The sequence below is a fragment of the Spirosoma areae genome (genome assembly GCF_054781775.1).
In genome coordinates, this window is record NZ_BAAGTT010000034.1 from 67,774 (window position 1) to 79,205 (window position 11,432).

The window sequence follows — 11,432 nt, forward strand, 5'->3', positions numbered from 1 at the left end:
ACCAGCGAAGGCATTACTGCTGTACAGTAAGCTTTATTCCTCACCGTCTCTTCAGCAACGTATAGGCCGCACCCGTTGCCAGCCCGCCCACTAAATACCAGCCGATGGTCATGGCTATTGTAGCCTCTGTTCGGCTGGTAGGTGCTGTTCCTAAGCCCATCGGACCGGGCAGGGCCACTCCCCCAACGCCCGCAGCAATACCTAAAGCGGCACCCGTTAACAGGGCATCTTTTGGCTTCGATAGTCCAATCAGGCTGTAATAAAGCGCATTGGATAGAATGTCACCTCCCAGCGCCCAGGTATGCAATTCATCGTCGGCGGGTGGCTCCTCATCGGTACTTTCCATCACTTTCTTAATGGCCCGCATACCCAGAATGTCGGCGCGGGGAGCGCTGGGAATGAATTGGCGGGCTGTTTCGTGAAGAACCGTCAGGGCAACGGCCCCAATTAACCCACTGCCCAGGGCTGGTAGTATGGTCTTGTTTATATCCATCATATTGGCTTAACTTGGCAGGGCATAAACTGTTCAGGACAGTACCTAAGACGAACGCCTAAACCTATTGCTCCAGTGCGGCTCCAACTCCTGTTTTTCCTGTTTTTTTTCCCAGTTAAGCCGTTTGCTCAAGCGCAGCAAAAGACCTACTGCAACCCGATGGACATCAGCTATCGGTACAATTTCGAGCAACTCAACGAGCGAATTTCGTATCGTTCCGGGGCCGACCCGGTCATTATTAACCACAAAAACGAGTATTACCTGTTCGTCACGATTCAGGGCGGCTGGTGGCACTCGAAAGATTTGGTTAACTGGAAATACATCGTTCCCGACAAGTGGCCGATGGAAGATATGTGCGCGCCAGCGGCCCTGTCGGTGCGCGACACACTGTACCTGTTTCAGTCCACCTTTGAGCAGCGACCCATTTTCTATTCCACTGAACCCGAAAAAGGGAAGCTGAAATTTTATAACCGCTGGTTGCCCCGCCTGCCCAAAGACATCGGCCCGTGGGACCCGGCCCTGTTCCACGACGACGACACCGACAAGTGGTACATGTACTGGGGATCATCGAACGTGTACCCAATTTTTGGGGCCGAATTAGATAAAAGCCGCAACCTGACCTATGCGGGCAACAACCCGGCGCAGGCCTACAAAGCCATGCTCTGGCTCGACCCCTATAAACACGGCTGGGAACGCTTCGGCCCGAACCACTCCGACCCGTTCAAGCCCTTCACGGAGGGCGCGTGGATGACCAAACACAACGGTACCTATTACCTGCAATATGGCGCGCCCGGTACCGAATACAACGTGTATGGCAATGGCACCTATGTTGGCAAAGACCCGCTGGGGCCATTCGAATATGCACCCTACAATCCCGTTGCCTACAAGCCGGGCGGTTTTGCCACAGGCTGCGGGCATGGGAACACCTTTCAGGATAATTTTGGCAACTACTGGAACACAGGTACGACCTGGATTGGCTATAACTGGGGCATGGAACGCCGGATTGTGATGAATCCGGCAGGGTTCGACAAAGACGACCACATGTTTGCCAATACCCGATTCGGCGATTTTCCGCACTATTTACCGACGAAAAAGATACAGAATCAAGAGCAGTTATTTACGGGCTGGATGCTTCTCTCCTACCGCAAGCCCGCCATTGCCTCGTCGACAATGCGGGCGGCTCCCACCGATACGCTGACGGCCGACCGGGTAACCGACGAAAACCCGCGCACATTCTGGGTGGCCAATCAAAATAAACCTGGCGAAACCCTAACCCTCGATTTGGGAGCCGAGCGCGATGTTCGGGCCGTTCAGGTTGATTACATTGATTACAGGCAGACCGTGTATGATTCGGATTCAACTGTGTACACGCAGTTCAAAATTCTCACCTCCACCGACAACAAAACGTGGGACGTTGTGGCTGACCTGACGAAAGAGCCGAAGCGCGACCGGGCCTGCGCCTATGTGGAGTTGGCCCCTCGTAGAGACGGTGAGCCACTGCGGGCGCGTTATGTGCGGTACGAGCATGTGTACGTGGCTGGTTCAACGCTGGCTATCAATGCGTTTCGGGTATTTGGCAATGGACTGGGCAAAGCCCCGGCTACGCCCGCCACCCTGACAGCAAAACGTCAGAAAGACCAGCGCAACGCCGACCTGACGTGGAGCAAAGTGCCGGGTGCGGTGGGCTACAACATTCGCTGGGGCATTTCCCCCGACAAGCTTTATCAAACGTATCAATTCTGGAATGACGACCCAAATACCTTCGAACTCCGAGCCTTAAATGTGAGCGTTCCCTATTATTTCGCTATCGAAGCGTTTGATGAAAACGGCGTTTCGGTATTGAGTAAGGTAGTGGATGATGGGTCGGGATTGAGCAAAAAATAATCAAGTATGACATTCGCCTTCCGAAACGACCAGCCCGCCCTGGCTGTTGAGATACTCCGCGAAGTAGGCCAATGGCTGGCTGATAATGATCACACCATGTGGGAAATTGACACGCTCACGCCCGAAAACCTGCTGGACGAATACACCACCGGCAACCTCTTCGTCATGTATGCCGACCGCAACGAAGGTGACGGGCCTGAACCCGCAGCGGTGTTTATCCTACAATGGAAAGACCCCCTCTACTACGCCGACGTGCCAGACAATACTGCCGGATTTATTCATAAAGTGGCTATCCGACGCCCGTTTGCCGGACAAAATTTATTTACGGCTGTGCTGGACTTCTGCCGGAGCGAATGTCTGAAACGCAACATCCACAAAATCCAGTTGGAAACCGACGCAACTCGCCCCAAACTGATGCAGTTCTACGAGCGGCACGGCTTCGAGCCAACCTATCAAAAGCGAATTCACGAATTCGGGCAATCATTTGACTGCCAGTATTATGTGCTGACGTTTTAACCTGTATAACCGCTTCATTCATGCTCCGCGACCGCCGTTTGCTGCTGATCTACACCATTATTTTTATTGATGTACTGGTCGGGTCGGCAGTGGGGCCTATCCTGCCGGAGTTTGTGAAGGGATTGCAGCGCCCGCAGCTTTGGCTGGCGGTTGGCACGGCCCTGTTTCTGGGTATGCAGTTGTTTTCGGCCCCACTGCTGGGCAAACTCTCCGACGGGTACGGTCGCCGACCCATTTTTATCATCTCTGCCATCGGTACGTTTCTGGCCGATTGCCTGCTGCTGCCCGTGCGCGTCGGTTATTATTTCGCCAACCGTTTGAGTGATGGCCTGACCAATGGCATGTACGCCACCGTCCGGTCGGCCATTACCGACATTTCGCCCAAAGACCAGCTCTTCAAAAACCTCGGCATCGAAGGGGCCATCATTTCGCTCGGCTTCGTTATTGGCCCGGCGGCAGCGGGTCTGCTGCTCACCACCTTCGACGTGGTAAATGGCGAGCAGGCAAAAGTTGTGGCGATGATGGCCGTTACGTTATCGGGCATCAACATGCTGCTAAGCTGGACTCTTCGCGAAACGCACCCAAACCCACCGGGACGGTCCGACGCTTCGGTTGAGACCGCTGTTCTGAAAACTGAACTTGTCCAGTCGCTGAACGCCCTCACGCTCTGGAAACGCCTGACAGCCAAAGACCGACAGCATCGTGGCCTGAAACAATTGGTGCTGATGCAGTTAGGTCTAACGCTGAGCACGGGTTACTATAATTACTTCGTGACGTTTATCAGCTTCGGTGCGTTACAGATGGATGCAAAGGCCATCTCGTATTTCTTCATGTATTTCGGCCTGTTGAGCATCGTTATCAACTACGTTTTCTACACCTACATTGCCGACCGAATCAATCAGCAACGCGCCATTTTCTGGTTCGCACTGCTGGGCGCACCAGTTCTGCTGGCCTACGGATTTGCTGGCAGCTCAATTGTGCTGATTTACGTCATCGTCACCTTCGACTGCCTGACGCTGTCGCTCATTCAGGGGTTAATTGAAGGGCTGATGGCGCAGCTTACCAGCGATGACGATCGGGGCGAAGTTTTTGGTATTAATCAGGCCTTGCAGGGCCTGGCGAGTTTTGCCACCACCTTAGTTTTCGGTGCCTTGTCGCTGCTTGATTTGCGGATACCGTTCGGGTGGTTTGCGGCTTGTATGGCGGTTGTTGCCTGGCTGGCGTGGCGACCGGTGCGCGTACAAGTGTGATGCTTTCTAATTATATTCGTTAAAAATTTCTGTTACTATGATTTCAATTAAAGAAGCGGCACAACGAGCGGCTGACTTCTGCCAGCAACTCTTCCCGGATGCCCAGAATATATTGCTGGAAGAAGTAGAGCGCGATGAGGATAATAAATTTTGGCTTATCACAGTAAGCTATTTAGCAACGGCGACTAAACGAGCAGGAGTAACAATTCCAGGTATGGAAATCGACACAACGGTTGGACAACTTTTTACTCGTTTTGAGCGACATTATAAGAGTTTGAAAGTGGATGCTCAAACGGTGATGTTATTTCTATGAAGATTCGGGAGCTTCAAGCATGACCAGCATTACCCTGGCTAAAAAAGCGGGTTTATTGCTGGATACAAATCTATTAGTCTTATATGTAGTTGGCTACTATGATCCAAAACGCATTACCCAACACAAACGCACAAACAAATACACACCGGAAGATTTCGATTTACTACTGAGTTTTATGGCTCAGTTTAAGCAATTTGTAATCACTCCTAATATCCTGACAGAGGTAAATAACTTACTTGAAGGAGGCTCTTATCAATACGGCCCCATATTGTCGATACTGCCGCAATTAACCAGGAATTTTATCGAAATATACGAACCGAGTTATCTGGTGATGACTGACCAGAATAAAGTTTTTATAAAATTTGGCTTAAGCGACACTGTATCTTGTAAGGTAGCAGAAGAGAATTATCTGATTTTGACTGACGATTTAAAGTTGTGCTACTATCTTCAAAATAACGGGTTTGATGCACTAAATTTTAATCATCTAAGATCGGGCTACCTGCTCGCTTAGATTCCTCAACACCTGACCTATTGAGCTGACGTAGTTAAATTTAGTCTCTTGTTCCCATGCGCCCGCTTTCCTTATTAACACTATTGATTCTCTGCGGATTGGCAGCCTGCCAGTCGTCCAGTTCGCCACCTGAACCCGAACCCCCGCAGTACAGTGTGCCGGTTGAAGTAGAGCCCTTCTTAAAGACGTTTCGGGAGGAAGCTCAAAAGCGGAATAATTCCATTTCAACAGCTAATCTGATTGTTACGTTTGGCACTACGCAAGGCGAAAGTGTGTGCGGTGAGTGCCTGCTGCAGAACGGAAAAACACCCCGTATTACGCTGAATAAAGATTTGTTTTGCTGGCAGCAAGCCAGCCAGTACGAGCGCGAATGTCTGGTGTTTCATGAACTGGGCCATTGCCTGCTAAAACGAGATCACAAAACAGATAAGTTTCCCAGCGGAGCCTATAGTAGCCTGATGAACCTCGGCGATATGACAGTCTATGCTACCTGCCGCTACCCAATTGGCGGGGATGTGTGTGATAAACGCCCGCGCCGGGATTATTACATCGACGAACTTTTCAACGTTAATACGCCAGCGCCAGCCTGGAGTAAATAACACCCCGTTATTGCACGCGAATCAGGCTCATCCCAACCACAGACCGACCATCGGCAGTGACGCCCTGAACCGTAACGCGCATCGTCCGAACAACGTCTGACAGCGGAAAAATCAGTTGCGAATAGCCCTGGCTATCGGTTTGGACAGTGGGTTTCCAGTACAGCACATCCCGGCGATCCACCCGATCAGAGCGTATATTTGTCTGCTGCGCTTCGCTGGCCGTTTCGTAGCGGGGCACGTAAAATTCGCGCTGGACCGACGGGTAGCCAATTAGCGGCAGGACACTCGAGCCAGCTTTGGTGTTATCCAGTGTTTCATGGGACCGCCCGGTTTTGGTATAAAAAGCAACTACGCCGTTGCCGCCCCGTACACCATAAATACCGGTGGTTCCGGCGTTCTTCAGCAGTTCAACCCGCTCTATCTCACCAGGATTAAAGGTTAGCAATCCTGTTCCATCCTCGTCCTGTATGGGCATACCGTCCACCATAAATAAAGGGGTTGTACTTCCCAGAATGCTGCTGACACCCCGAATCAGTACCCGGTAGCCGCCTGCGGGTGTTTGCAGAACGGTCACACCCGCCAGCCGCCCCCGAATCATTTCGTACAAGTTTGAGTATGGGGGCGATTTCTCATCAAAAATAAGGGTAGCATCGGCCGCATTGTGTAAACTCCTCCGGCGAATATCGTCCGGGCGTTCATCGAACCTCCTCGCCCGAATGATCACTTCTTTCAACAGTTTCGCGGTTTTGTCCCGGTAAAAATCGGCATTTGTCTCCTGCCGGATTCGGGCCGCTTCGATCTGCGCCCGCCAGGCAGCCCAGTTCGGCAGCGTATCAGTTCGGCCCGGTTCCCAGGCCTGGCCCGGCCCTTCCTGTACCAAATGAGCTTCCCGGAGCGATAGATTTTTAAGTCGGTAGTCAGTCAGTTGGGCAATCAGCCGCAGCGTGTCGGCAATAGCCAGGCCCGCCAGCCGAAAACGGCCCCGGTCATCGGCTCCCGCCGAGCGCACAAATGACTTTCCGGGAGTTGTAGAGGCCAGCACAACCTGCGCCCCGGCAATGGGTTCATTCCTGGCATTCAACACGCGCCCCATCACCGATACGCCCCCCAGCAACTCGGTAGCCGACGTGCCCCGGACCCGTCGCCAGCCCTGGGTGAGCAGCAGATCATCCAGGGCCCGGCGGGAAGTCAGCGTGTTGGTTCTCAGGTAGGAATTGGGCTGCTCAATGCGGCCCCGCAGTTCGCCCGTCAGCAGCAGATGCGTTTGGATCGTAGCCGCTGCCGAGTCGTCGGGAACCTGGTCGGCATCGGTTATCGCTACCGACAAGGCGCCGGCTGCGGGTAGTCCGTCGTCATTCAATCGAACGGCCATTATTACCTGTTCGCGGGGCTGATACCGGGTTTTGTTAGCCGAGATTAGCACCCGAACGGGGACTAATCGCTGGGGCACAAACACCAATCGTTCGGCCTGGGGCTGGGCAATGGCATCGTAGAGAGTGAGTTGATTCAGGCCGGCAGGCAGCGTGGCGACGGGAAGATGAACACGGGCGATACCATTTTCGAGGAGAATTTTCCGCTGGTCTACCAATCGGCCCTGCTGCTGAATCAGGACGTACACGGAGTCGCGCGGGGGCCGATTGGTACCCGTAATCGTTAACCCGAGGAGTGTGGTATCACTGACCATGTCGACTGATAAGACCAGACCCTCCGGCTCGGCGGGCGGCAACGGCGTCGGTTGCCGCAGGCTGCTGCCAGTCAGTAACTCCGCGTAGTATCGCTGGCCACGCTGGGGCGTCATGACCACGCTGCCCATGCCTGCGCTGTTGCTGGTGAACTGGCCCATTTCCTTGCTGGTGCTGTCCATAATCCGGCCCGATGCCAGCACACCGTGCCCATCCGGACCAACGAGTTTGATACCCAACCGCGACGGTATGCCTGCTACCCAGCGCCCCCCTTCGGGAAGTAACTGTACGTCAATTGGTTTGGCCATTGTGTCGGCTTCGCCCGGCGCCGTCGATTGAAACAGATTATAGACCGCAACCGACCGCTCAAAAGCTGGACGACGCTGAGCGTCGTCCTCATCGGTATAGGCCCGCAACCGATACATACCCGAAGTCAGCGTGTCAGACAACCGAAAGTCGCCCGCAGCGCGACCATCTACCACCCGAAGCCACTGGTGCTGAACGAGTTGGCCGGTGGGTGTCAGCAGGTCAACGTGGATAGCCGTTTCACCTACAGGCCGACGGTTGGTAGCGGCATCGAGCAGGTAAGCACTCAGCCAGAGCCGGTCGCCGGTGGCATACAGGGATTTGTCGGTATGCACAAACAGCACTGGCGCCAGCGTTTGAAACCGGCTGGTAAACGCTGTGGCAATTCGGCCCATCCGGGCGTCGGGAGGCAACAGTTTTCCCTGCGTAGCTACGGGCGGGCTGGTTTTAACCCCCTCCGTCTGCGTCGGTTTCCAGTCGGCCGGCAACAGGGTAGAGAGTCGATCGTCGCCCAGGGAGCCTTGTACTTCCATTCCATTCGGAAGCGTGATAACGCCGTCAACGGTTAGTTCCATGTAGCCACCTGGCAGCCTAATCTGCGAGTAGGCATACCGGGCATCCCGGTAGGGCGAGTATGTTGACGAAGCACGGGTATTGAAAACCACTACCTGACGAGCCGATACGAAACGCCGTTCGAACGGTAACCGACCGGGCCGAATGAGCTGGCTAATTTTGAGGGGTAGCAATCGCTGGTTGATAGCTCCCTGCAACGTGGGTGGGTTGCCATTTCGGGTAATGGGCACAGTCAAATCTTCCTGATAGACCAAAAATCCTTCGCGTTCGTAGGTGCTATCGACTAAGCTGGCCAGCAGATGCCGCGTCGATCCTAAATAAGCCCGCATCTGATTTCGACGGAAGCGATTCGCCTGACGCTCATCGGCAGCTTGGATTGCCTCGAAACGGGTTGTACCGGCGTAGAACACCCCCTGATACGTGCCGTCGAAATGCAGCAAATCATAAAAGAGTCGATACCCCAGAGCCTGATTCTCAATAAGTAATGGTTCCGTAGCGGTCGCCATCAAATGCCCGCCGTTGTCGGTGAAATTCAGTACGTGGGGATTCGTAATCTGGCACTGACCGCCAAAGGGTTCGCCCAGTAACTGTTGCCTGAACTGCCTGAGCTGGCGTTGCCACTTCTTATCGTTTCGGTTCGCTTTTACCGTCACAGCCGCCAGCGTCTGGTCGGCGGGTTTTAGCCGAAAATTAATCATTTGAGGCTGGTCGTCGTTGAGCCGCAGCGTTCGCTGTTGGGGCTGATAGCCAAGAAATGACGCGACCACTTCGATTGTGCCGAGCGGGACACCAACGAGTGAAAAATGACCTTTGTCGTTGGTGATGGTGCCGCGCGTGGACGTATTCAGGTAGACATTGACAAACGGCATCGGCTGCCCCGTAGCCGCATCCGTCACCAAACCGGTAAGCGTAGTCGTTGTGGTCTGGGCAAATGCCCGTGGAGCCAGAAAACAGGCCAGCAGACAGACAATCACCCAACCGATACTGAACTGGCGACGCATGACGATTCGGGGTCCGGTTTACTCAACATGAAAAAGAATCCACCTGAGCGATTTTACTGACTGTATCAGCGACTTACTTCGTCCAGCCTCTCGCCTGAAAAGGCGATGGCCCGTTCGGCGAACAACGCTTTGGTGGCAGCCCAGGTAGTGCGAAAGAGATCACTCTGGCGATAGGATTCGAGGGCTTCGGCTGACGCCCACAGGCTGTAGGTCATCCTGACATTGGGCTGGTCAGGGTCGCGCAACAGTTCGAGATGATGGTTACCGGGAAAGGCCCGAATGTAGTGTTTCGAGTTATCAAAAATAGCGTGAAAGTCGGTTAGCTTATCTTCCTGAAATGTCATGCGAACGATACGAACGAGCATATTTTTAGTGAAGAATGAAGAATGAAGAGTTAAAAATAAGTAGTTCTTTACTTTTCATTCTTCATTCTTCACTCTTCATTAAAAATGAATTACCGAACTTTTGGCCGAACGGGCTGGAAAATCTCTGAAATTGGCTATGGCATGTGGGGCTTAGCGGGCTGGACGGGCTCCGACAAAGAGGAAGTTCTCCGCGCCCTCGAACGCTCTGTAGAGTTGGGCTGTAATTTTTTCGACACCGCCTGGGCTTATGCCGACGGCGTTAGCGAGCAAATTCTGAATCAGTTGCTGAAAAATCATCCCGACAAACAACTGTATGCAGCCACCAAGATTCCACCCAAAAACCGCATATGGCCTTCCAAACCCGACTTTAGAGTCGATGAGGTTTTTCCGGCTGACTACATCGTTGAGTACACGGAAAAAAGCCTGAAAAATCTCGGCGTCGACACCATTGATTTGCAGCAATTTCACGTTTGGGAGGATGGCTGGGCCGACCATGACGACTGGAAAGAAGCCACTACCAAACTCACCCGGCAGGGCAAAGTACGGGCATGGGGCGTATCGGTGAATCGCTGGGAACCCGACAACTGCCTGAATACCCTCCAAACGGGTCTTATTGACGCGGTGCAGGTCATTTATAACATTTTCGACCAGAACCCCGAAGACAACCTGTTTCCGCTCTGCCACCAACTGAACATCGGCGTGATTGCCCGCGTACCGTTCGATGAGGGAACCCTCACCGGCACGTTCACCAAAGAAACGACCTTTCCGGCCAGCGACTGGCGTTCGACGTATTTCGTGCCCGAAAACCTCAACAGCAGCGTCGACCATGCCGACGCGCTCAAGCCGCTCATTCCGGCAGGGATGACGATGGCCGAATTGGCCCTGCGGTTCATTCTGAGCAATCCCGACGTGCATACAACCATTCCCGGTATGCGCCAGATTCGCAACGTCGAAGCAAATATTGCTTCCAGCGATGGCCGTAGCCTGCCACCAGAATTAGTACAGGCGTTGAAAGCCCATCGCTGGAACCGCACCCCGACGGCGTGGAGCCAATAAACTCATAAGCTGGCTCCTCAGCTTCAGATTGTCTTTATAATTGATGCCGTAACTTGCCGGTGAATTCTGCATGGTATGAAAACTTCTTTTCATCGAGTACTATCTAAAATTAGCGCAATAAAGGTCGTAGATCGGTCGGTGCAATTTTACGTAGGTCGAGAAATGAATTGGCCAGATGATCGAAATCGCCGTCAGTGGTTATTAATGTTAAATTAAGGAGCGAAGCCGTAGCAGCAATCCAAAGATCATGTTTACCCATATTTCGGGGTGTCATAAACGGATAGTCTGAAAACTCAGGATGATTGAGTTGGCTATATGCGTCGAGGTCAACGTATGTTGTCAGAAACGTATCACTAAGTTCAATAAGTTGCGCTTCGTCAAGAACCAGTTCTAATCGCTGTCGCTTAGCTTTTGACCAATTTTGCTGGAATGAAATAGATTCTATTTCTGCAATGCTGGCAAAGGAAACATGTACATTCAAATTATCGGGGTTAATCGCCTGAAGTACTTTATATCCTGACTTATCACGGGCAATGTAAATTAAGATGTTGGTATCAAACAAAATATTCATTTACGCTCCAAATCTTTAAGTGCGGCTTCAAACTCCTCTTCTGAGAGAGCCTCTCCCCCCAGATTATACATCCGCTTAGGGTCGTGTCCGGTGAGTTTGCTAAACTCAGTAGCTCCTCCCGCAGCGATAATTTCAGCGGCTGAGTACGTTTTGAATTTCTTAAATAAAGGCGGACGGCCTTTTAGTTCGTTCGGTTTCACAGAGCTTCGGTTTACGTTCAACTACGAAACAACAAAAAAAAGCGCAAGATTCATACTAAACAGGCAGCCAGTTTGCCCGTCTTCAAATTGTCTTTATAATTGATGCCGTAAC

12 protein-coding genes are annotated in these 11,432 nt (G+C 52.6%); 7 read left to right on the plus strand and 5 right to left on the minus strand.

The window, feature by feature from the left end; all coding sequences use genetic code 11:
• Positions 1–40: 40 nt before the first annotated feature.
• Positions 41–496, minus strand: a complete 456-nt coding sequence (locus ACYVI1_RS19405; protein WP_460912401.1) for a hypothetical protein — start codon at positions 494–496, stop codon at positions 41–43.
• Between the two features lie 72 nt (positions 497–568).
• On the opposite strand from ACYVI1_RS19405, the gene ACYVI1_RS19410 reads away from it, so the two are divergent.
• The 6 genes from ACYVI1_RS19410 to ACYVI1_RS19435 are packed head-to-tail and all read left to right on the plus strand — an operon-like array spanning position 569 to position 5,566.
• Positions 569–2,377: a family 43 glycosylhydrolase gene (locus ACYVI1_RS19410; RefSeq protein WP_460912402.1), complete on the plus strand. Its 1,809-nt coding sequence runs from the start codon at positions 569–571 to the stop codon at positions 2,375–2,377.
• 6 nt (positions 2,378–2,383) lie between these two features.
• Positions 2,384–2,893 carry a GNAT family N-acetyltransferase gene (locus tag ACYVI1_RS19415; protein WP_460912403.1) on the plus strand — a complete coding sequence of 170 codons (510 nt, stop codon included), beginning with the start codon at positions 2,384–2,386 and terminating at the stop codon, positions 2,891–2,893.
• Positions 2,894–2,913: 20 nt separating this feature from the next.
• Complete coding sequence (locus ACYVI1_RS19420; RefSeq protein WP_460912404.1) at positions 2,914–4,143, plus strand: MFS transporter; 1,230 nt, start codon at positions 2,914–2,916, stop codon at positions 4,141–4,143.
• Between the two features lie 37 nt (positions 4,144–4,180).
• The gene (locus ACYVI1_RS19425; RefSeq protein ID WP_460912405.1) at positions 4,181–4,456 is read left to right on the plus strand and encodes a hypothetical protein; all 276 of its coding nucleotides are present in this window, start codon (positions 4,181–4,183) and stop codon (positions 4,454–4,456) included.
• Between the two features lie 19 nt (positions 4,457–4,475).
• On the plus strand, positions 4,476–4,967 hold the full coding sequence (locus ACYVI1_RS19430) for a PIN domain-containing protein (protein WP_460912407.1): 492 nt from the start codon (positions 4,476–4,478) through the stop codon (positions 4,965–4,967).
• 56 nt (positions 4,968–5,023) lie between these two features.
• Complete coding sequence (locus tag ACYVI1_RS19435; RefSeq protein ID WP_460912408.1) at positions 5,024–5,566, plus strand: hypothetical protein; 543 nt, start codon at positions 5,024–5,026, stop codon at positions 5,564–5,566.
• 7 nt (positions 5,567–5,573) lie between these two features.
• Here the strand turns inward: ACYVI1_RS19435 and ACYVI1_RS19440 are convergent, their stop codons facing one another.
• Both ACYVI1_RS19440 and ACYVI1_RS19445 read right to left on the minus strand, forming a co-directional pair.
• Positions 5,574–9,128 carry a carboxypeptidase regulatory-like domain-containing protein gene (locus tag ACYVI1_RS19440; RefSeq protein WP_460912409.1) on the minus strand — a complete coding sequence of 1,185 codons (3,555 nt, stop codon included), beginning with the start codon at positions 9,126–9,128 and terminating at the stop codon, positions 5,574–5,576.
• Positions 9,129–9,193: 65 nt separating this feature from the next.
• Complete coding sequence (locus tag ACYVI1_RS19445; protein ID WP_460912410.1) at positions 9,194–9,493, minus strand: putative quinol monooxygenase; 300 nt, start codon at positions 9,491–9,493, stop codon at positions 9,194–9,196.
• Positions 9,494–9,577: 84 nt separating this feature from the next.
• Here ACYVI1_RS19445 and ACYVI1_RS19450 point away from each other — a divergent pair, with 84 nt between their 5' ends.
• Positions 9,578–10,549 carry an aldo/keto reductase gene (locus ACYVI1_RS19450; protein WP_460912411.1) on the plus strand — a complete coding sequence of 324 codons (972 nt, stop codon included), beginning with the start codon at positions 9,578–9,580 and terminating at the stop codon, positions 10,547–10,549.
• Positions 10,550–10,658: 109 nt separating this feature from the next.
• Here the strand turns inward: ACYVI1_RS19450 and ACYVI1_RS19455 are convergent, their stop codons facing one another.
• Both ACYVI1_RS19455 and ACYVI1_RS19460 read right to left on the minus strand, forming a co-directional pair.
• Complete coding sequence (locus ACYVI1_RS19455; protein WP_460912412.1) at positions 10,659–11,120, minus strand: type II toxin-antitoxin system VapC family toxin; 462 nt, start codon at positions 11,118–11,120, stop codon at positions 10,659–10,661.
• Complete coding sequence (locus tag ACYVI1_RS19460; RefSeq protein WP_460912413.1) at positions 11,117–11,320, minus strand: hypothetical protein; 204 nt, start codon at positions 11,318–11,320, stop codon at positions 11,117–11,119. The genes ACYVI1_RS19455 and ACYVI1_RS19460 overlap by 4 nt, the downstream gene beginning before the upstream one ends.
• Positions 11,321–11,432 lie beyond the last annotated feature (112 nt).